The following is a 21,305-nucleotide window of genomic DNA, read 5'->3' as shown; positions in this document are numbered from 1 at the left end:
CATATATTCTCACTGCAAATATATGCAGCCGGAAACAAGGCACAATCACACCATACCGACAGCAGACCTATCTCTTTGTCTCCCGACTCTTCCTCATCTCCTGTGCGCACTGTACAGCATAAAGCTGCATGTCGACAATACTTTCATTCTCATCAACAATCTCAATGCCAAGCATAGTCTCTATTATGTCTTCCATCGTTATTATTCCCCGCAGGCAACTGTAGCCGTCGGTAATCGCCACTATATGTTCTTTTGTCACAAGCATCTGCTCCCAGATATTCGACACGGGTTCATTCTCCTTAAATTGCAGTATCTCCCGCTTCAGGCTGTCAAGGACACATCCGAAGTCGTCTGCCGACACTTTTTCAAGCACATCATTGCGGAGGACGTAACCGGAGATGAAATCGTCATCGCTGTCATAAACGGGAATCCGCGACTTTGTAAAACGTCTGTCATCATACATCTCGCGGCACGTCATTGACGCGTTTGCCGATTCCACCACTATCTGCGGTGTCATTATATCGGCAGCCTTAACACTTTCAAGATGTATAAGACTCTGTATCGCCTTTGATTCCTTAGCTTTGAAGACACCCTCCTCCACTCCGAGGCTGACCATGGCCGACACTTCATCGCGGCTCACTGATGCCGGCGCATCCTTTGGCGTCAGCCAGCGGGTGATGAGTTCCGACAGCCATACCAACGGATAGGTAATGATGATAAGCACACGGATTACAGCTGTGCTCTTCAACGCAAGATCACGCCAATAGAATGCCCCGATAGTCTTGGGGATAATTTCAGAAAGCACAAGGATAAGAAATGTCATCACCGCAGAGACGATACCGAAAACAGCCTCACCCCATAACTCGATCGCCTGCGCTCCAACACCTGCCGCACCGATCGTATGGGCTATAGTGTTGAGGGAAAGAATTGCCGACACAGGTCGGTCAATATTCGACTTGTAGCGTTTCATAAGTGACGCGAGACGTGGATTTTTCATCTCAAGAGTACTTATGTATGACATCGGTGTGGAAAGGAGCACCGCCTCAAGAACAGAACATAAAAATGAGAGCGACAACGCTCCTATAAGGTAAATCAATAATAATCCCATGATTTAATTTTATTTTGATAAATGGATGCCAAATACCAATGACATCTTTTAAATGTGTCTTTTAATGTATATTTTTATTTTGATTTAAATCATTTCAATAAGCAAAGGCAGACGGCATGACATTCAGCATCTGACCTAATAAGCAGGGATGGCATTATAACCGATACACACAAAAACGCTTATGTTTTGTGTAATTGGAATATCGCGGCACGATATGGCTTAATTCCGCACCGCTAAACTGTAAAGAGACACTTAACCCCTCTTTCAACCCGTATGCGGAGCTTGACATCACCGTTTTCCGGATACTCTGTCTTTGCGGAAGGTCAATGCAGATGCAACACTCACTTTCTATATCATCAGCCGACATCTCGCTTATGCCACAGCAATCTGCACCGATAGTAAATATCGACATGACCATCGTTAGTATTATGGGCAGTATTCTTCGCATTAGTTTTTTTTATAAAAAAACAATATTTTTATCAATTTGTTCAATATGAAGTTATTTAAACTTCCTCTTGGATTAAGTAATATTCAAAAAATCAGCGGGTGCAGTTTCAAATACATCTGCACCCGCCTCTCAATGACACACATTCAGTGATGTTCCGCAAAAAAATCTCTCAGTAATTCCGGCACCGGCAACCCATCGCACCTTATCCTGCCAAGCAACGATAGCGCAGGTTCCGTCAATGAAAAACACATCAACCGCCGGTCGGCATCTCCGAATTCTCTATTGACAAAACCCTTCTCCTCAATCGAACGCAACACCTTCGACAGATGCGACACCTTCATACCTACGCTCTGAGCAATCTCCTTCGCCGCCGGTTGCTCATGTCCGATGCAGCACATAACCATCGCCTCGTTAAGGGTCACGCCATATAATTCCACAAGGTCAGTCTCCAGACGGCAAATTGCCTGATAAAGCTGACGCATCTTACATATACATGAAATCTTTTCCATTCATAAAATACTTTTAGTTTCCACTCATGCAAATCCTTACTCTCAAACAGTTCAGATAAACAGGTTCACATTTGAAACGACTGCACGATCCATATAGGTAGCGACACCACCGATGACAACATTGTCGAGAAGTTCCTCCCTCTTCACCCCCATCACGTCCATCGACATCTGACAGGCTATAAACTCCACTCCGTTGGCTATCGCTTGTTCGCGCAACGACTCAAGCGACTCGATACCCTTCCTCTTCATTATGCCGCGCATCATACGCGAACCGACACCACCCATATTCATCTTGGAGAGGGATAGCTTCCTGCTGCTCGACGGGAGCATCATCCCGAACATCTTGCCGAACACGTCTTTCTCCACCTTCGGTTTATTCTCCTTCTTTATGGCATTGAGTCCCCAGAACGTGAAGAATATGCTGACCCTCTTCCCTGTGGCTGCCGCACCGTTTGCCAACACAAACGTGGCGAGAGCCTTGTCCAGATCATCGCTGAAGAGGATGAAGGTCTTGCCATCTCCTGACGGACGCGCACCTTCTACACCATCCCTCTGCGGCTCACCTTTCTCTATGACCACGTTGTATATGCCAGCCTTTGAGGATGTGGAGATAAGACGGTTGCCAGTGGTGCGGCACCATGATTCGGCATCTATCGGGAATCCGGCATCTGTAGCCGTCACCTCAATACGTTCCCCCACACTGAGTCCGTCCATCGTATTCTTCATCTTCAATATCGGTCCGGGGCACTGCAATCCGCAAGCATCCACCTTCATAGTCTCATGAACTACAGCCGCAGCACCTCCGTCAGCCTCCTGCAACTTACCCCCACGCGGTCCACCATTATCGGAGGGAGCTGCTATCGGGGCAGTGGCGGCACGATAAGTCTTCAATCCACCTATCAGATTCCTCACATCCTTGAATCCGTTACCCTTCAATATATTGGATGCAAGATAACCGCGAAGACCTACACCGCAATATAGATACACCGGACGATCCGTAGGAATCTCGCTGAGTCGGTCGCGCATCTCGTCAAGCGGAATATTGACAGATCCCTTCAGATTCCCCAACGCATATTCATCGGGGGTACGCACATCGATAAGAGTCACGTTCGAGAGGTCGGCATCCCTAAGCTCGCGCCAATAGATAGGCTGCATCTTCCCTTGGAGAATGTTCCCCGCCACGTATCCGGCAAGAGCCACCGGGTCTTTCGCTGCTGAGAACGGCGGCGCGTAGGCATGCTCTATCTCGGTAAGGTCGCGCACGGTGCCTCCCTTCTTGATTACGAGTGCAAATTCATCCACACGCTTGTCAACTCCGTCATAACCTACAATCTGTGCGCCGTAAAGCCTGCCATCCTTCGGCGAGAAGGTCACTTTTATGCTCATCGGCATCGCACCGGGATAGTATCCGGCATGGGAGTTGGGATGTATCGTGGCTGATGCGTAAGGCATACCCATCATCTTCAACCGTTTTGCAGGGAGTCCGGTAGCGGCTACCGTCAGGTCAAACACCTTCGCTATCGAAGTGCCGATAGAGCCTTCATATTTCACGTGGTTACCAAATGTCATATTGTCCGCCACGATACGCGCCTGACGGTTGGCTGGTCCGGCGAGGAAATTGAGCCACGGTTTCCCGGTGATCGGATGAGGATATTCTATGGCATCCCCTACGGCATATACCCCCGGCTCGGAAGTCTGAAGGTATTCATCCACGTATATCCCTCTCATCTCGCCCAACTTCAATCCGGCATCTGCAGCAAGACGCGTCTCCGCACGTACCCCTATGGATAGAATCACCATATCCGTATTCAGCGTAATGCCCGACTTGAAGTTGACGTCGAGAGTACCACCCCTCTCGACAAACGATTCAACAGCCTGTTCGAGATAGAGCCCTACCCCTTTCTGTTGCAGATGCTGATGCACGATTGCCGCCATTGAATAATCGATCGGACCCATCACTTGATTTGCCATCTCCACGACCGACACGTCGATTCCGGCATATTTCAGGTTCTCTGCCATCTCCAGACCTATGAATCCACCCCCGACGATCACGGCTCTCTTCACGTCATTGGAAGCGATGTAACTTTTTATCTTATCGGTGTCGCTGACGTTACGCAGCGTAAATATGCCTCGGCTTCCTATTCCGGCGAGCGGCGGCACCACAGGCGACGCACCGGGCGACAGCAGCAGCCGGTCATACGTCTCCTCATATTCACGTCCGTCGGCAGTACGCACTTTGACGCTCTTATTTCTGACATCGATTCCGACCACCTCCGAACGTGTGCGTACGTCGATATTAAACCGTTTGCCGAATGCATCGGGCGTCTGCACGAAAAGTTTGTCGCGCTCCGCAATCACGCCACCTATATAATAAGGCAGACCGCAATTGGCATAAGAGATATAATCACCCTTTTCAAAAAGGATTATCTCCCCCTGCTCGATGTTTCTACGTATTCTTGCCGCAGCGGTCGCGCCACCTGCCACTCCTCCAATTATGACGAATTTCATATCCAAAGATTATTTTGTTTAAGATTGTTTCTATAATATTTTACCATATTCAATATTTTCCAATAGAAAATATTTGCAAATATACTACTAATTTTTGAAATATAACTACAAAGGATTAAAAAATTTTTATCTCTTGAAATAATCTGAATATTTTCAATCTATATGAAGTTGTCTAAACTTCTATGTTAAAAAAATCTTTTCAATCAACAATGTCATTTTTCATATTCACGCGTTATATTATTAAACCATACACTATAACCATTAAGTAACCAACCATATTAAAACGAAACTAAAATACCCATCTTTTGAGGAACTATGAAATCCCTCATCAGTCATAATGGAACCCCATTACTCCATCTTCGGGTTTCCATATTTCCTTCAAAATATTAGCCATTTTATTGTATAGTTTTAATATGGCTGGTTACTTAAGCAATAAACATAAACCACATGGCACATCATCATCACCACGGTCATGAGCATCATCATGATATCGACGTAAGCAACCTCAATTCAGCATTCATCCTCGGAATCGTATTGAACACCGCATACGTGGTGGTGGAAGCGGTATACGGACTCATTTATAATTCAATGGGGCTACTATCTGATGCCGGGCATAACCTCAGCGACGTCGCCACGCTTATAATTGCCATGGTGGCATTCAAGATGTCGCAGCGCAAACCGACTGAACGCTACACTTATGGCTACAGGAAGATGACCGTGCAGGCATCACTGATCAACGCGCTGCTGCTCTGCGTGGCAGTCGGGGCAATCCTTGTGGAAAGCATCTCTAAACTGATCCATCCGGAGGCGGTCGATGGTGATGCCGTCGCTTGGGTGGCAGGCGTAGGCGTTGTGGTGAATGGCATCACGGCATGGCTCTTCATGCGCGATAAGAACCGCGACCTCAACGCAAAGGGGGCATTTCTCCACATGGCAGCCGACGCACTCGTATCGGTAGGCGTCGTCGTGTCGGGTATAATCATTCATTTCACCGGGTTATACGTAATTGACCCGATCATCGGTATTGTGATAGCCATAATCGTTGGATGGTCTACTAAGGATCTTCTGCAGAAGAGCATGCGCATGTCGCTTGACGCGGTTCCCGACGGTATTGACTATGAGAAGGTGCGCCAGGCAATCTCAGACGTTCCGGGGGTCAAGTCGGTGCATCATCTTCATATCTGGCCATTGAGCACAACCGTGACAGCGATGACCACCCACGTCATCATCAGCGACCCTTTGGAGATGGACAACGTAATCAACGACATACGCAAGAAGATGCAGTCGATGGGTATCAAGCACTCCACAATCGAGACCGAGACCAAGATCTCGTCGGGAGAGAGCACCGAATGTCCCTGCTGACCCGCGCCAAATATCCGCCCGACCTCAAATATGCCCCGGATGATGAACACGTCCGTGTCTATCCCTGCCGAAACCTATTACAAGCTCATTTAATTGAGAGGAGAGAGCGGTTATCAGCTAAATAAAATCGTGGAAAGTGTTTCACAACCCTTCCGACTGCAATGTTTGCGGAAATCCGAGCACAAATCACAGCCGCTGTCCGTTGTGCCTGTGCAGATGACTCCCCTTTCATTATAAGTGGTAGCGACGCAACAAGCCACTCGCAATCCTCCATATTCCAAAAGGCACAGTAACCGCTCATATACCTTGCCGCCCATATCCGCATATCGGCATCATCTGGAACACCAATATCATCGCCAGGCAACCTAACTATCACCCCACCACCCTCAATGAAATCAAAAGGATACAATATTGGAACGGCAGCGGTCGGCTGACCGGTATTCACCACGATTACAATATCAAAGTCGGCAATGTCAGATAGATCATCAGACCGCCTTATCCGGCAAAATCCGATGTTCTGCAATTCGTCACTGATAAACTCCGACAGGCTACCATATCCAATTATAAGAATACGGCAATCCTTTATCTTATGCATTTCTTGCTGTGTCATATATTATATTTTCTGATGCAAAATTATAAATACCATGCATCATGCACCATACCCAAAAGGGTATATTTTCAGTTTTCCACTGTCATTGGCTCACTTCCAATCGAAACTTCTGTAATATTTACAAGAAAGTCAAGGATCCGGACCTTGTGGGTGCGTTATCCGTACACAAGGAGGGATTGAAGAAAGGGTTTCTCCAGAGGTATTAGAGATAATCGCCCAATGGATTAAATCACTTAATAAGTGAGGATGGCTCATCAATAATACAACGTCCTGAAAATTGTGGAAATTATCACAACGTATGGGGTGCTTTGAATTTCACGGCAAGTCTCTTGAGCCGGTTACCCTCGCCATGATGCAATCGTTCAATGAGAAAATAAATATCGAGCCATCTTTGTAGCATAGCCTATATTTTCTCTTTTGCCCAGCTATATATATTGGTTTATGGTTTGACGGGTATATATATTGCCCGAACCAAACCATGTTGTCTACTCATATGAATTGTTTTAGGCGAAATGGCAGAAGCGATTTATAGCAAGTGTTCTGATAGATTATTTTTTTACTACCCATCGTCCGGTTTTATTTGACCCCTCGCGAGTTAACAGACCCAATTCTCGTAACTTAGCGATAATTCGATTTACCTTGCTTTTTGAATACCCAAACTGCAATACTATTTTGGGCTGGGTTATGGTTGGATTTTTGGAGATGAAGTCTAATACCTTTTTTATCTCCTCATTTATCTCCTCATTTATCTCCTCATTTATCTCCTCATTTATCTCCTCATTCTCACTTCTGGATTGCATAGTCTGGCGAGAATTGTTTTTTGCAAGTGGATACGTGACAGTGGAGATAAGCAAATCGCTATTAAACTTAACCTCACAGCCAGTTAATTCTTTCCACCTGATAATCTTGTCTATGCCATATCCTGCATTTTCCGAAAGTTTGGGGTGGCGGAAGAATTTAATGATACTCGGATTGCGTGGCATAGACAGCACTCTGCTTCTAAACTCAGTCGCATCAAGAATAAAGCGACCGGGATTCTGCATTACAATCTTATCATTAAACACTCTGATTGTAGGGTGGGCCGCAGCGAAATAATCCGAGTGGGCGCAAAAATTAACTACGCCTTCACGCAGACAAAAGAGTTGAGAATTATCTTCTGTCCCAAATATGTCCGGTCCCTCAATATATGGCGCATCCACGAAGTTGCGCAATCGGCGCATAATCAATTGAAAACTCTCCCAAATATTCTCTTGTTCCGGCATACGATAGGTATATCGTTGCGCCGCTTCGCTGTAAGATTCGCCGGGTATCTCCATATAGTCCACCCAAAATGTTGGGAGAACCCGTAATATGGAATCGCGTTTACCAAACATCAGCAAACTGCCATACGACAATTTTCCTGACCCTAAAACGATATTGATTTTCTTGCAGAAATCCTCATCATTAAGATTAGGGTATGAGAGCGAACGGTTGAAATCCCGCAGATAACTTCGATATGATGCCAACGATTCTAAGTTCACATCTTCAAATCCACTACCCACTACTTCTGTTTCTGATCGGGAGCCAAACGCTGCATCGCGAACAATGGCATCGACTTCCAAATCTGACGCTAACACATCGCCACTTCCAGACCGAACATATACCTCTCCTGTGCTTTTTATTGCTACCGGCTTGTGTGGTGATACCATGATCTCAAAAGCAAGTACAGTCTTGCCCTCGATAACATGTTTGCTTGTTCTGTATGATATGACGGCATTGAACTTCGTGCGCGAGCGCAAGGTGGTTATAATCTCTTGCTCCATTTTTTCGGGATTATCCACACCCTTGATTTTGTACACGGAGCCGAAATCTGTTTTTGATTCTTTCACGCCGAGCACAATCCATCCTCCGGCGGTGTTGGCAAACGCGCTAACCGTTTCCCACATGGATTTAGGGAGACCACCCGAAGCCTCTTTAACCTCGAAATCCTCCCATTCTATATCGTTGAGCTTGTTGACCAGTTCTTCTTTCGTCATTTCTGATGCTTATTAAAATGCAAAATTACAAAATTTTCTCCAATAATCCTCTGTTGTCCAAATACTATTACAAGTTTTAAGATGGGAAGAGATCATCGAAAGAAATCATAATCCCGGGTAATTAACGTGAGGTCGATTATCCGAAGCAAACCGAATATTCACATCAATGAATTTGAACGTATGTAAAATTGAGTTATCTTGGGCATAATGCATTACAGATTAGAGAGTAAAGCGGTGTTATTGTACTATGCAAAAAGGATAATTATATCATTATTTTCCTTTGGGACCTATCAGATAGAACAACGACGATACCTAATGTCGATAAGTAATAGCTGCGTAATACACAAAATGCCAGAAAAAAAGTATTAACTTTGCATTCATAGATGCTCTGCATCTGCCACTTAATAGACCAAATCATAAACAAGATAATATGAAACTCCTTTGAGGGTAATAGGCTTTGGTCGGCCTGTGGCACTCTCATTGGGATTTCTTTACATATAGCTGAATGGCTGAAACAGTATTAGTAACACCCGAAGGCAAAATTCGGGATTATATAGACGACACTATCCGTAAGGAAACCCCTGAAGAATATGTCCGTCAGACAGTGGAAAAACGACTTGTCATAGAACACAAATATGCCAAAGATTAAATCTTCCAAAATAATCATTGACGGTCTGCTATACGATTTTAAGCAAGACAAACGATTCCTTATTCCATTTATCACAGGAACTAAAATAGGTTTTTGTGATAATGAAAGGAACATAGTAATCCCGGCTTCATTTTCCACCGTGTTAGATGATTTTACTGGCGATTGGCCGTTAGTCAGAGTCGGCAATTATATTCCTGTCTCATACAAATTATCCGCTTCACCTTATCTTCGACTACAATACGGTCTAATCAACTGCAAAGGCACTTTTGTTTTACCTTTAGAGTATGAAGGAATTGCAGCTCCTGAATGTTCTACTCGCTTTACTGTGCGCTCTTTGGAGAAAGGCTATGCTGTTTTCGATGAATAATATTCTAATTCCATTTGAATATACAAGAATAGAATATAATTCAAACTATGTCATTGTCGAAAAATATGGGGATAAAGCTCAAATACCTATTTCTGAATTAAGTCCAAACAAACCAATAGAATTAACATCTTCTCCTGATTATGATGAGCCCTATGATCCAGACCCTTGGGATGCTAAATCTGAACTAAAACACATTCGTGAGAATGGAGGTGATTGGATATTTGATTAATTATTATTGGGCGTTTTATCCCCATTAGGCTAAGTTCGCTTCCGATACTTGAGTTTAAGGTCTCAATCCATCCAGACGAAAAAACATAACCAGACTCTCGGAGTAAATCATAAGCATTCCCTTGATATTGTATTATAATAATGTACCCCGACAAATAGGTTGGATTTGTCAGGGCGCATTGAGTTGGGTTATTCTTCTGTTGGGTCGCAGTAGAGGAACAATTTGTCTAAGCCACGTTCGTGTTCCCAATAGCGGATGTTCCGTTTTATGCTGTCCTGCTCATACTTGTTACCGGTGAAGAACTCTCGTTCACGATTTATCAGCAACTTCTGCATTTCCTCCGAGGTATGACCGTTACGCTGACCCATAGATACAAAAAAAGGACGGTATTTCTACCGTCCTCGTGGTCCCACTTGGACAATGGGACTATAAATTAAGTATCGTATCCATCAGTCATTTAGTCCGAGAGTATTCAGGGTACGTTCCCTATCTCTACTCCTACAGATTTCAATGTTCTTACGCCATGTGGGACATGACTGAGAGCAAAATTACTGATTTTTCATCGATTATCCAACACTTCCGGTGTTAAAAATCATTATCGAGATTCTACTAATCTTCAAGTTTCACAATCCATTTCCCGGCTTTGGTAGAACCTTCTCGTGACAGTTTGCCTTCCTTCTTTAACTGTCTTACGATTTTTTCAACTCCGCCAAGAGATAGCTGAAGTTTATCTGCAATTTCAGGAAGCGTGAGATTTCCATTGTCCGATAAAAGTCTGATAACTCTTATTCTGTTACTTTCTCCATTACTATGTAAGGGATTGGGTTCGACACTTATGCCTTCTCCCTTACTTTGTCCTGTGTTTTTGGTAATATAGTTTGTTTCTCCATTACTTTCTCCCTTGCTTTCTCCCTTACTTTCCGGCGTATCACTTACCTCAATAAGCTCATCCGGGTTATCATAGAGAAGTTTCATAGCCTCGATGTCGGGCTGGTGACCTTCAAAGCCGAGGGTAAGAGTTGTGCGGTCAACACCTCCGGAGGTAGTCACTTCCAGTTTGGGCGCACAGTGATACACGCTCTGCCACGTCTTGAAAATACCTTGAAGACCACTGCCGGCGCGCTCGCCGTATTTTACCATAGCAAGCATTTTCATCATCACTCCGTTGCGTGGGTCTGATGCGCTGTCCTGTATCGCTTCGGTAAGCGACACACGCATACTGCCGGGATTAGCGAATCTGAAACCGTCGACTCCTTTCTGCACAACCACGCCGCGACGACCGTAAAAGTCCGCGTTAGCAAGCATGTTTACGGTTGCCTCGCGCACCGTCTTGTGCAATGGAGTGTCTTCATCCAGATGATTGCCTTTGAACATGAAGGGCACTTTCAAATCAGCCTGCAACTTGGGAATTACTCTCAGAAGAAAGTCAAACACATTTCCGCTCCAGTCACCTGACTGCGATGTTATGCGGTCAGTCCAGCGGGCATAGATGCCATTGGTGCGGTTTTCCTGATAATCGAGGAAATAGTTGGGGAATACTGCGGTTATCTCATATTCGTAGCCAAACATAAGAAGTCCTGCCACGGTCGGATGAAACTTTCCGGTATCCTTATCCTCACGCACGGCACCGATACGACGCAGAAACATCGCGTCATCCTCTTTATTCCATAAATGGTTTTGGCGAATGAGTTTGAATATATTGCGATATGATTTTACCGTATCTGGACAGAATACCGACACATCAATATCGGTCAGCAGTTTATTGTCATCCGTCACCAATGCAGAATCGCGAATCATCAGCGAAACCTCATCAATTGAGCAATGATAATCGCCCTCGAAGTTGCGGCGATAAGTTCCTGTGCGTGGATCAGAACCGACATATACCGGACGTGAAGTGCGCTCAGCTCGTGGCACGCGTATTACAATCACATCTTTCCCTTCAATCTTGTCAAGAACAGCCATTGAGTCAGTCAGTATGTTACAACTGACTTTCTGCCGGTTGTTCACCATGTTCCAGAAATCCTTCATCAACTTATGCACGTCATCAAGACCCTCGACGTAAAGCGAACCATCCTTAGCGTTTTCTTTTACACCAAGCACAATTATACCGCCCTCGCTATTTGCAAAAGCGGAATAAGACTCCCACAAAGAGTTGGGCAGACCGCCACGGGCCGATTTGACCTCAAGCAAGGAATTCTCTTTATATGTTGTCAGCAATTCAAGGCTGAAAGATGAAGGCGTATCCATGTCTATTGCACTTTTATAATGCAAATTTACGAAATTTTTCTGACATACAGACTACGAAAATCAGGCACTTACAAATCGGTAGGATTATTCGATTCTAAACTGCGATAAGCGCAACGGCTCGACTTTGGCAATCGCAAGCGAGGCATCGCAGGTATTGGGCAATGCCGTCAGCGGCGTTTGGATCGAGTCCGGCACTACCGCTGACCGCATTATCAGAATTGAAGAGTCGGCTAAACACCGAGTGGCTGATAGCCTGAGCAGGTTGCTTCGCTGTACCTGCAAAGTCTATCAGCCACTCCGTGTTCTTACGCCGCCTCCATCGTTCGTTATTTGAGCCGTTGCGCCACTCTCCGTTAGCAGCAGTCCACGGGCCGAGACAGTGATGTGCCGCCTTCCTGCGTTGTCGTCATATCACAGACTCGCCTTTCCGGGACTGGACAATTCTATTTACAGACATTTAAATATTACGAAATTTTCATAGTGATTATGTAGCCGTATGTTTTCACCGTGCCGGAGTCGTGGCTCCTGTTATTGTCTAATCAACAGCGATTTTAACTTGCTTGCCAATGGTTAACGTGTGGTGCCGGGGATATTCTTTTGCCTTTTGACTGAAAAATCTCCAGACACAAAATGGTATTTGCCTCCGTAAGCTCCGGCGAATACTTCATTTTGCACTCGTATTTTTCCGTCAAAGGGCGAACATCCCCTCTGTTCACCACACGCCTTTGAGGTGTCAAGCAAGCGAAAACCGATGGTGATATACAAATAAAAAAAAGTCGCAACGATGAAAACAAACAGCCACATAAAAGGTCAAAGCGAAGCTCAAAGCCTCAGGTTCAACCAAATAAAAAAGGTTGCAAAGGTGGCGGCTATCATCGTCGGAGCAATAATCGGAACTCTGGTGTGGGCGATGGTCAGACCTGTAATCCGAGGTGCGGGCTGGGTAATATCCATTATAACCGCAATAATGATAATCTTTTGGTTATTCACCCTTTAATATAACACTGATATGGCTACTATGAAATCCAACAACGCTGCAATCGCAGCTATGCAGCAGATGCTCCAAGAGCGTTGCATCGCAGAACCCACATTCGCTATCAAGATGGCGAACCCGTCCAAGAGTATGGAAGGCGCAGTAAACTATCTGTGCGGACAAATTCAGAAGAGCGGTCTGTGCTGTGTCGATGACGCTACCGTGATGAACGTATTGGTTCATTACTTCGACGAGAATGAGATTGAGGAAGGCGGAAAAGTCAACTGCAACATCGTGGTATCCAAGCCGGAACTCTCCGATGAGGACAAAGCCGAACTCAAAGAGCAGGCTATGGAGCAATACAAGGAGGAGCAACTCCGAGAAATCAGACGGCAGTCAGCTCCGAAGGCTCAACCCAAGCCGACCGCCACCGCTCCCAAAGCCGGAGCAGAAATCAATGTTCAACCCAATCTTTTCGACTTCTAAAACTCCAAGGATATGAAACCTCGCAATAAGAAGCAACAGCATATAGTGGAACTGAGTGGGCGACTGCGCCCGCTCACCACTCCCCAAATGAACTGGGCACTCAACTCCACCATCAATCACTATGGCTATCGGTTGAAGAACGGAATGTGTACCTGTATGAAATGCGGTCATGAGTGGCTGGAAACCCGAAACGGAACGTGCCTATGCCCCGAATGTGGCACTCAGATTGAAATCAAGGATACAAAAGAGCGTGTTATCCGCGAAAAGTCCTATTTCAACGTAATCACCACCATCGAAGACTATCAGGTAATCAGAATGTTCCTGATGATGGTTGAAATGCGCAAGGGCATGAAAGTGAAACCCGCCTATCTTGAAATCGGACAGTATTTCATTGACTCCAAAGGCAATAAGACCGTTGTCGCTATCCCTCGTACTCTCGGTTGCTATGTTGATACTTTTGCATTCAGCGCACCACTTGAAATCAGAAATGATGGAGACGCCTATATGTACGTTTCAGACCAATGGGTATATCCACGCATCAAGGTCACTGACACCATAAAGCGCAACGGGTTCAAGAACTCAGTCCACCATATCCACCCCGTGACTATGTTCCAAGAGTTGTTGACCAACCCAAAAGCCGAGACACTGATGAAAGCCAACGAGATAGGATTGTTACGATACCTTTGTGCAAGACCAGCCAATAAGTCAGACATTGACAAGTATTGGAATACCATTAAGATAGCCAAGCGCAACGGCTACAAGGTTAAAGACCCGCAGATGTGGTTTGACTACATCAAGATGTTGGAGCGTATGGGCAGAGACCTCAATTCTCCCTCGCTGATAGCACCCAATGACCTCAAAGTAGCCCATGACATATATGTGGCTAAGGTCAACCGCCAGCACATCAAGGAGCAGAGAGAGAAAGAACGTCAGCAAGCCATCAAGGATAAAGCCAAGTTCGAGGAACTCAAATCCCGCTACTTCGGAATGGAAATGACTGACGGAGAGATTGAAATCCACTCAATCGACACTATCGACGACTACTATAAAATCGGTGAAAGTCAATCTATATGTTGCGGTACAGCCAAATATTTTCTTAAAGAAAGTACGCTGACCCTCACCGCCTACATCGGCAACAAGCAGATAGCCACCATAGAAATCTCGCTTGACGACTACCACATAATCCAATGCCGAGCCTTCGCCAACGGAATATGTGAGTACACCGAGCAGATAGCAGGTATCATCAACGCCAACAAGAAGATGATAGCAGAGAGAAAGAGAGCATAGCCAGTGCCATATCAGCGATGAAGGTGGCGGAGTATAAGACCTCCGTCACCTTCATTTTGCCAAAAATTTCGGCCGCCAAAAGGCGGCGTTGTGCAGGTAATTCGTTCCGAAATTCAGCGATTTTTCGTAATTTTGCAATATAAAAACGTATCAAATTCAAAGCAGTATAAAATGACTAAGGCAGAAATAGCGAATGAAATAGCAAAGACAACCGGCATTGACAAGGCTGCGGTTGTTACCGTAATAGAACAGTTCATGACCGTTGTGAAGGACAGTCTCGCACACGGCGAAAACGTGTATCTCCGTGGCTTCGGCTCATTTGTAGTCAAACAGAGAGCCGAGAAGACAGCCCGTAACATCAGCAAGAATACTACACTCGTCATTCCGGCTCACAACATCCCGGCATTCAAGCCCGCCAATTCTTTCAAGGAAGAAGTCGCAAAATAATCATGGAAGAGGAAATCGAAAAGGATAGTCCGGAAATAGAAACAGTTCATATCCAATCACAATCCGAAAATTGTAATAGTCAATCCTGTCTGGAGAATCGCAAAAAGTATGTCCAGATACTTGATGTTGATAGATATATCGAATCATTAAATGATTGGGATTGATAAAAGTACAATACAGCGATGCCATTCCATTTGATAGAATAGCATCGCTGTAGATTTTCAGGGGACGTATAAAACGGCAAGTTCAGTAAGCCGCCTTTTGTGAAGCCCGGAGTGCCACTTACCTTTGTAATGGCAGTGGGAGGTGTAGGACTTGAAGATGTTGCGGTCGCCGTGTTTCAACTTTTTCAGAACGCTGCTTTTATTGACGGCTCCGGGACCAATGTTATAAGCGAGAGCCGCAAGAATATATTTGTCACGTCCATATTCCTTATATAACTCGCAGAATTTGGCATAGTCACGACGAAGAAGAGCATCAGCCTCGCTTTCACTGTATTGCCGGCGTGTGAAATGTTCTCCACGCTGAACGACATGACCATAGCATATCGTCGGCCAGTGCTTTGGCTTATGAAGCGTTTCAAATTTTTTTATAATCAGCACCGCCCGCTCAAATAGCGGTAGCTCCATAATCGACCGCTTTGCATTTGCGGTCGGCGTTGCCGCCACAAGGGTCAGCAACGCCATAAAGAACATCAGATTTTTTTTCATCGGGCAATCGGTGTTATTGTTACAGAATTGGCAGAACTTATTGTGCCCAGTGTTTTACCGCTGTCATCATCGCCACTATCCTTACCATTGAACTCAAATGTCTGTTCCCACGGGGTAGAATTGAAATTGTCCTCAACCACTACTAAAAAGCGATGTTGCTGGTCTGATTTTGCGGTGTAATTGAGGCGGAAGGTCTTGCTTTCGAGCAGAACACGGTCGTTGTTGACCAGCACCGGGCCGTCAACAAGTTTGAGCGAGCCTTCGCCGTCATACTGGAAGTAGCGGATGGTATAGAGGGTGTTGGCATAGTTGCCTTCCGGCTTTATCTCGAAGCGCAGTTCGATGGTCTGCCCTTTGGCAATCTTGTCAGCGTATGGCATGACTTCCACTGTGAAGGGATAGGACTGCTGCACATCAAGGTCGTCGGAGCATGATGTGAGGCTGCACACGGCAGCGATTACAAGGGAGAGAATGGCGATAACGCCAAATGATTTTTTATTTGTCTTTTCCATTTTTGTGTCTGTTTAGAATTTTAGTTTTGTTGATTTCTTGGGTTTGAGCGATTGTAGGTAATCGTTCAGATCCTTGTGATCGGGATAGAGCGCGGATTTGTCGCTCACCCTGTCGCCGAACTCGCGGCGCAGTCTGGCGACTGCGGCACGCCCGGCAGTATCGTTGTCGAGATAGCACAGTATCAGCGGATATTTCGCCAGAGTCGGGATTGCTTTGCCGACATTTGCCACGGAGTTAAGCACAACACTGTCGTTTCCGTCATTCAATCCGAGGCGTTCCGCCGAAAGAAAGTCGATGAAACCCTCGAATACATTGCACCGAGCGTTGCTGTTGGCAATATGGGTGATATGCTTTGGCGGATAACTGCCTTTGATGAAGGCGTTTCGCAGTTCATAGCCGTGTGCGCTGTTCTCAAAGCCGATGGCATAATAGTTTTTGCCATGCAATTTATAATCCACCTGCACACAATATCGTTGTGCTATATCGGCAGGTATGCCACGGTTTACGAGGTAACTCAGTAATGCCGGCGATACCAATTTAGAGATTTTCACATCCTCAAAGGTCGGCTGCTCAATGAATGGCTCAGGTTTGTAAGGCTTTGCAATCGGCATCTGCATCTTTTCGGCTATGTACTCCGCCTGTCTGATGAAATCGGTCGAGTCGCACAGTTCTCCGGCAAGAGTGAAGATGTCGCCTCCGGCACCGCTACCAAAATCGAACCATACATTTTTCCGTGGATTTACATGAAACGATGGTTTTCTCTCACTGCGATACGGGGCGTAAAACCACAGACCTTTGCTGTCGCGTCCGGTAGGCTGATAGCCCAACTGATTGAGGAACTCGACAAGCGAAATTTTCTTGATGTCGTCGATATTCATAGGCGCATCTTCCGTTGGGGTTTATCCGGTTCCTGTTCCTGCTTGTCCGGTTCCGTATTCTGTTCCTTATCTTTGGACTTCTCCAAAACCGACATTTCAGAAGATATATATCGGTTCAGTTCCGACATATTGCACGAGCCTGTCAGCTCATACGCGAGGTCATATATTCCTCCGTATGCGCCGGACTTTGTATCACGCCATAGGTTTGTCTCGGTGTTGATTACCATTGTCGGGCCCGGATTGGCATCGTATGGAACATTGTAAATCCTAAGGTTGCCGTCGGCAGCCACCGGGTGTTCCTGACCGAGAGCCTTCATAAAGTCGGTGAGTTTCACCTTCTTTATGTCGAGGTTGATAATCGTCGGTTGTTGCGGGCGACGCACCATTGCCGAAAGCTCCTTACCCTGCTCATACTCGTTCATATATTTCAGTATGAAATCGTGCGGATTCATATAGAGTGCCGGATTCATTTTGAGGGCGGCAAGGTCGATTATGTCGCCGGTCTGGTCTGTGGCATAGTCATACCATTTGTTGGTGGAGGTATTGACAACCAGCATTGGCTCAGGGTCATCACGTTGTGGGGCATAATACAGTTTCATATCCTCAAAGGACTTGACAGGCTTTTCACCGAGTGCAGCCATAAATTCCGTAAGAGGAATATTGCGGATGTCTTTTTCAGTGTATCTCATAGCCATTACTCGATTATGAATTTGACACCGACACCATACTGGGTGTGTAAAATTTGAACATCGCTACCGAAAGTGAACCGCTCCTTGATGTTGGCAGTCAGGACGATTTTATCTGACAGATAGAAATCAGCCTGTAATGTCAGCGCACCGCCATAGATGAAGTTGTCGCCATCATGGAGCGTCGAGCCGTCGGATAACACAGACTTGCCCCAGTTCACTGTTTCGTAACCACCGAGAGCCGACACGCCGCCGTAGAGGTGGAATGTCTGCGAATAGTCGCTCAACAGATGGAGATTGTAGCCGATCTCGCCAGTGAACTGTGCCACCGGAATACGACCTTTCGCGCCGTATGGCTTGTAGGTCTGGAGATACTCACCTCCGAAGCTCCAAGTATTGGCATTACCCTTATAAACTGAGTAGAACACTCCGAAAGAATAACCGCAGTTGCGGGAGTTGCCGGTATAAAAACCGTCTGCCATGTCAGTCTTGATTTCTACTGCCGACATTCCGGGGAGGCATCGCTGGGCCATTGCCCGCCCTCCGAAGAGGGTGAGCATAGCAGCGATTATCATTATCGCTTTTCTCATAGGTTACTGGATTGAAAGTTCGTCAATTATATTGGCTCTAACAATATCCTCGTTCTCAACTACGAAGGACTGATGGCGACCACCTTCTTTCTCGGCGATTTCGATGACAAGCTGCTTGTCGTCGGGGATGGTGAATTTCTCCAGAGCAAACACAGTTCTCTCCGACTGCTTGCCGTGCACCACCGTCACATAGTTCTGGGCGCGGAGCGGTTCGAGTACCTGCTCCTGCATGGCAGTCCGTTTGATAACCTTCTTATCCACAATCTTGAAGCTGACATAATCGACATCGAAAGGAATGTTTGATGTGTTTTTAAGTTCAGTGTGGAAATAGAGAAGCCCGTTGTTGGCATAGATGGATTTCAGCAGGAACTGCACCCCGAAACGCTTTGAGCCGATATGCTTGATTTCGCGCTTGTTCTGCTTGTAGATGCTCTTCATAATCAGCTTGACAAGCATCGGCGACTCCGATCCGAGACGCTCCAAGTATATCTCCTGAGCGTTATTGGGACGGTTGACAGCTTCACCGTCATGGAGAAAGTCGGACATCTCAATGCTCAGGAGCAGAGGTTCTTTCGCAAATTTGACGTTGAAAACATAGTAAGAGCCATCATCGGTGATAACCGAGAGATTAGTTTCCGTTTTGAAATGCTTAAACGCTGATTTAATGCGAAGTACGTTCTTTGCACCGTCTGCGAGCCCTGCCACAAGGTTCTCATTGCCGAGGTCCACATAAATTATTTCCGCAGGGAAAATAATATGTGTAGGCTCGGTATCCAACGCCTTACCGCCTTTCAGCGGCAGGTTTTCGGGTACCTGCCCCCGAACCGTACTTACAAGTCTCCTTGTATACGGCTCTCCATTAAATTCTCTCAATCTACTTTGCATGATTCTGAATTACTTCGTTACAAGATTCACATATAGCCAAAGTCTTTCTCCGCTTCTTAATCATGATGGCATTCCAAGGTGAATCAGCTTTGAGTTGATTCAAATTTCGGACATGGTGCATGATTAAGTTTCCTTTCTTGCCGCATATTTCACAAGTTCCCGTTTTCAATCGCTCCATCAAGCTAAGTTTAGGAACGAAAGCTGTGTTGGGTATATAGTCAACTATGCTGCCATTGAAAGGCTCTTTGCGTTTGAATCCTCCGTCGTAGAATATTCTGTATCTGACTTCACCGTTTTTTCCCGTGAATGGCACTATAAACTTCTTATCCTTTAAGAATTTGAGCTTAGCCTGTGACATTGTGAGGTTAAGTTTTTGGGCGATAGTCTTATACATACTATATTCCATGATGTAGCCGAAAGAGTGTCCGATGGTGGAGATATTGTTGGCGATGGCATAATAGTTGTAAAAGCCACGGATTTCGGTGTTGTATTGGGCAACAATATCTTCAACCTTGTTGCCAATCATAAAACCGCGAGGTTTCGGTTTCCAGATATCTTGGTTACCTTCCTTGGCGATTCTAAGCGCGCCGTATTCCAGTAATTTGGCTTTTGCGGTGTCCATGCTTACATGAAGTAACACCGAACCATTTCCAAATCTTTTCATGACTCCTCTGCTATCCTTGTGCATGAATGCTTTGCTTCTGACGAAAATCTCATAACCTAAGAATTTAGCCTTGTCCTTAGCATTGGTAATCAGAGTTTTCTCATCAGACAGTTCAAGTCCGAGTTGTTCGGTCATGAATTCTTTGATGTCTGCTTTGATTGCCTGACATTCAGACTTGGAACCTATAACTCCTATTAGGAAGTCATCGGCATATCTTACGTATTGAATTCGTCTATAGTTGGCATCCATAGGTTCATGGCATGGTGTCACGTAGGTTTGAGCCAACGTTTCTTTAATCTCCGTTATCATTCCAGCTCTGACGCTTTCATCGGTGACGGATTTGAGCTTCTTTGCAAGTCTTGTCTTTTTGTTATTCAGCCGTCTGTACTCTGAACTGACTTTGCGCCTTTCTCCCTTGTTGAACTTATCAGCATACATTTTCATGTATTTGTCGAACTTATCAAGGTAGATGTTTGCCAATATGGGACTGACAATACCCCCTTGAGGTGTTCCGCTGTATGTGTTGTGGAATTTCCACTGTTCAGCATATCCTGCTTTCAAGAATTTCCTAATAAGGCGAATGAAACGTTCGTCTGCGATTCTTTCCTTTAGGATATTCACAAGTATTTCGTGCTTGATGTTATCGAAGAAGCCTTTTATGTCTCCCTCAATGAACCATTTTGCCCCTGTGAATTTATCTTGTATATGTGTCAGCGCGGTGTGGCAGCTTCTGTGCGGTCGGAAGCCATGTGAGGTATATTCGAAATGACCCTCATATATTGCTTCGAGAATCATCCGAGTTACCTCTTGCACTAACTTGTCATCAAAAGAGGGTATTCCCAATGGACGTTTCTTTCCGTTCTTTTTGGGTATATACACCCTTTTGGCAGGATGTGGTTGATACTCTTCTGTCCTAAGAGCATCAATTAGGCGTTCTATTCGTTGAATGCTCATTTGGTCTACTGTCCGACCATCTGTGCCCGGTGTCATGTTTCCTTGCTTTGCATATATACGCTGATAGGCAAGGAAGAACATTTCTTCATTGAATAGGAGTCGGTAGAGCCGTTCATACTTATAACCTAAGTCAGAACTGTGCTTTGATAGATTGTTTAATACTGTCTCTGGACTTCTCAT

22 protein-coding genes and 1 pseudogene are annotated in these 21,305 nt (G+C 45.5%); 8 read left to right on the top strand and 15 right to left on the bottom strand.

Annotated features, from left to right (window positions below; genetic code table 11):
- Positions 1-67: 67 nt before the first annotated feature.
- The 4 genes from E5331_RS01500 to E5331_RS01490 form a co-directional block, all read right to left on the bottom strand.
- Positions 68-1,108: a CNNM domain-containing protein gene (locus E5331_RS01500; protein ID WP_123482070.1), complete on the bottom strand. Its 1,041-nt coding sequence runs from the start codon at positions 1,106-1,108 to the stop codon at positions 68-70.
- 154 nt (positions 1,109-1,262) lie between these two features.
- Positions 1,263-1,556 (bottom strand): hypothetical protein, encoded by a 294-nt coding sequence (locus E5331_RS20200; protein ID WP_135986156.1) that lies wholly within the window; start codon positions 1,554-1,556, stop codon positions 1,263-1,265.
- A 143-nt stretch (positions 1,557-1,699) separates the two neighbouring features.
- Positions 1,700-2,065 carry a MarR family transcriptional regulator gene (locus E5331_RS01495; protein ID WP_123482068.1) on the bottom strand — a complete coding sequence of 122 codons (366 nt, stop codon included), beginning with the start codon at positions 2,063-2,065 and terminating at the stop codon, positions 1,700-1,702.
- A gap of 51 nt (positions 2,066-2,116) precedes the next feature.
- Positions 2,117-4,573 carry an FAD-dependent oxidoreductase gene (locus E5331_RS01490; protein WP_135986155.1) on the bottom strand — a complete coding sequence of 819 codons (2,457 nt, stop codon included), beginning with the start codon at positions 4,571-4,573 and terminating at the stop codon, positions 2,117-2,119.
- 447 nt (positions 4,574-5,020) lie between these two features.
- Here E5331_RS01490 and E5331_RS01485 point away from each other — a divergent pair, with 447 nt between their 5' ends.
- Positions 5,021-5,935, top strand: a complete 915-nt coding sequence (locus tag E5331_RS01485; protein WP_123482720.1) for a cation diffusion facilitator family transporter — start codon at positions 5,021-5,023, stop codon at positions 5,933-5,935.
- 85 nt (positions 5,936-6,020) lie between these two features.
- Here E5331_RS01485 and E5331_RS01480 read toward each other — a convergent pair whose 3' ends face one another.
- Positions 6,021-6,545, bottom strand: a complete 525-nt coding sequence (locus E5331_RS01480) for a hypothetical protein (RefSeq protein ID WP_123482719.1) — start codon at positions 6,543-6,545, stop codon at positions 6,021-6,023.
- Between the two features lie 548 nt (positions 6,546-7,093).
- Positions 7,094-8,560: an RNA-binding domain-containing protein gene (locus E5331_RS01475; protein ID WP_135986153.1), complete on the bottom strand. Its 1,467-nt coding sequence runs from the start codon at positions 8,558-8,560 to the stop codon at positions 7,094-7,096.
- Between the two features lie 505 nt (positions 8,561-9,065).
- On the opposite strand from E5331_RS01475, the gene E5331_RS01470 reads away from it, so the two are divergent.
- Genes E5331_RS01470 through E5331_RS01460 form a run of 3 tightly spaced genes read left to right on the top strand, consistent with a single transcriptional unit; the run spans position 9,066 to position 9,805 of the window.
- Positions 9,066-9,209 (top strand): hypothetical protein, encoded by a 144-nt coding sequence (locus tag E5331_RS01470; protein ID WP_169477664.1) that lies wholly within the window; start codon positions 9,066-9,068, stop codon positions 9,207-9,209.
- A complete protein-coding gene (locus tag E5331_RS01465; RefSeq protein WP_123482716.1) occupies positions 9,196-9,576 on the top strand; it encodes a WG repeat-containing protein in 381 nt (126 codons plus the stop codon). Before E5331_RS01470 ends, E5331_RS01465 begins: the two co-directional genes overlap by 14 nt.
- Positions 9,569-9,805: a hypothetical protein gene (locus E5331_RS01460; protein WP_123482715.1), complete on the top strand. Its 237-nt coding sequence runs from the start codon at positions 9,569-9,571 to the stop codon at positions 9,803-9,805. Before E5331_RS01465 ends, E5331_RS01460 begins: the two co-directional genes overlap by 8 nt.
- A 188-nt stretch (positions 9,806-9,993) precedes the next feature.
- On the opposite strand, the gene E5331_RS20195 is transcribed toward E5331_RS01460, so the two are convergent.
- Positions 9,994-10,173, bottom strand: coding sequence for a hypothetical protein (locus E5331_RS20195; protein WP_123482714.1), 180 nt, complete (start codon positions 10,171-10,173; stop codon positions 9,994-9,996).
- Positions 10,174-10,414: 241 nt separating this feature from the next.
- Positions 10,415-12,052 (bottom strand): RNA-binding domain-containing protein, encoded by a 1,638-nt coding sequence (locus tag E5331_RS01455; protein ID WP_123482713.1) that lies wholly within the window; start codon positions 12,050-12,052, stop codon positions 10,415-10,417.
- Positions 12,053-12,836: 784 nt separating this feature from the next.
- Here E5331_RS01455 and E5331_RS01450 point away from each other — a divergent pair.
- The 4 genes from E5331_RS01450 (at position 12,837) to E5331_RS01435 (ending at position 15,245) form a co-directional block, all read left to right on the top strand.
- The gene (locus E5331_RS01450; RefSeq protein WP_123482712.1) at positions 12,837-13,049 is read left to right on the top strand and encodes a hypothetical protein; all 213 of its coding nucleotides are present in this window, start codon (positions 12,837-12,839) and stop codon (positions 13,047-13,049) included.
- Between the two features lie 12 nt (positions 13,050-13,061).
- Positions 13,062-13,511: a PcfK-like family protein gene (locus E5331_RS01445; protein ID WP_123482711.1), complete on the top strand. Its 450-nt coding sequence runs from the start codon at positions 13,062-13,064 to the stop codon at positions 13,509-13,511.
- Positions 13,512-13,523: 12 nt separating this feature from the next.
- A complete protein-coding gene (locus tag E5331_RS01440; RefSeq protein WP_123482710.1) occupies positions 13,524-14,798 on the top strand; it encodes a PcfJ domain-containing protein in 1,275 nt (424 codons plus the stop codon).
- 171 nt (positions 14,799-14,969) lie between these two features.
- Positions 14,970-15,245 (top strand): HU family DNA-binding protein, encoded by a 276-nt coding sequence (locus E5331_RS01435; RefSeq protein WP_123482709.1) that lies wholly within the window; start codon positions 14,970-14,972, stop codon positions 15,243-15,245.
- 221 nt (positions 15,246-15,466) lie between these two features.
- Here the strand turns inward: E5331_RS01435 and E5331_RS01430 are convergent, their stop codons facing one another.
- The 7 genes and pseudogenes from E5331_RS01430 to E5331_RS01400 all read right to left on the bottom strand — a co-directional run bounded on the left by E5331_RS01430 (position 15,467) and on the right by E5331_RS01400 (position 21,305).
- Positions 15,467-15,955, bottom strand: a complete 489-nt coding sequence (locus E5331_RS01430; RefSeq protein WP_123482708.1) for a glycoside hydrolase family protein — start codon at positions 15,953-15,955, stop codon at positions 15,467-15,469.
- Positions 15,952-16,467 (bottom strand): DUF3872 domain-containing protein, encoded by a 516-nt coding sequence (locus E5331_RS01425; protein WP_123482707.1) that lies wholly within the window; start codon positions 16,465-16,467, stop codon positions 15,952-15,954. The genes E5331_RS01430 and E5331_RS01425 overlap by 4 nt, the downstream gene beginning before the upstream one ends.
- Before the next feature lie 12 nt (positions 16,468-16,479).
- Positions 16,480-17,346 carry a toprim domain-containing protein gene (locus tag E5331_RS01420; RefSeq protein WP_123482706.1) on the bottom strand — a complete coding sequence of 289 codons (867 nt, stop codon included), beginning with the start codon at positions 17,344-17,346 and terminating at the stop codon, positions 16,480-16,482.
- Complete coding sequence (locus tag E5331_RS01415) at positions 17,343-18,035, bottom strand: hypothetical protein (protein WP_135984387.1); 693 nt, start codon at positions 18,033-18,035, stop codon at positions 17,343-17,345. The genes E5331_RS01420 and E5331_RS01415 overlap by 4 nt, the downstream gene beginning before the upstream one ends.
- A 5-nt stretch (positions 18,036-18,040) precedes the next feature.
- Positions 18,041-18,622 carry a conjugal transfer protein TraO gene (locus E5331_RS01410; RefSeq protein ID WP_123482704.1) on the bottom strand — a complete coding sequence of 194 codons (582 nt, stop codon included), beginning with the start codon at positions 18,620-18,622 and terminating at the stop codon, positions 18,041-18,043.
- A gap of 3 nt (positions 18,623-18,625) precedes the next feature.
- Positions 18,626-19,381 (bottom strand): annotated as a pseudogene (traN, locus tag E5331_RS01405) (conjugative transposon protein TraN); the annotation flags it as partial.
- A gap of 115 nt (positions 19,382-19,496) precedes the next feature.
- Positions 19,497-21,305: a reverse transcriptase/maturase family protein gene (locus E5331_RS01400; protein WP_128702922.1), complete on the bottom strand. Its 1,809-nt coding sequence runs from the start codon at positions 21,303-21,305 to the stop codon at positions 19,497-19,499.

This window comes from Lepagella muris (genome assembly GCF_004793975.1).
Taxonomy (GTDB): domain Bacteria; phylum Bacteroidota; class Bacteroidia; order Bacteroidales; family Muribaculaceae; genus Lepagella; species Lepagella muris.
The sequence above is the reverse complement of the archived record's forward strand: the minus strand, read 5'-3'. Positions and strand labels throughout refer to the sequence as shown.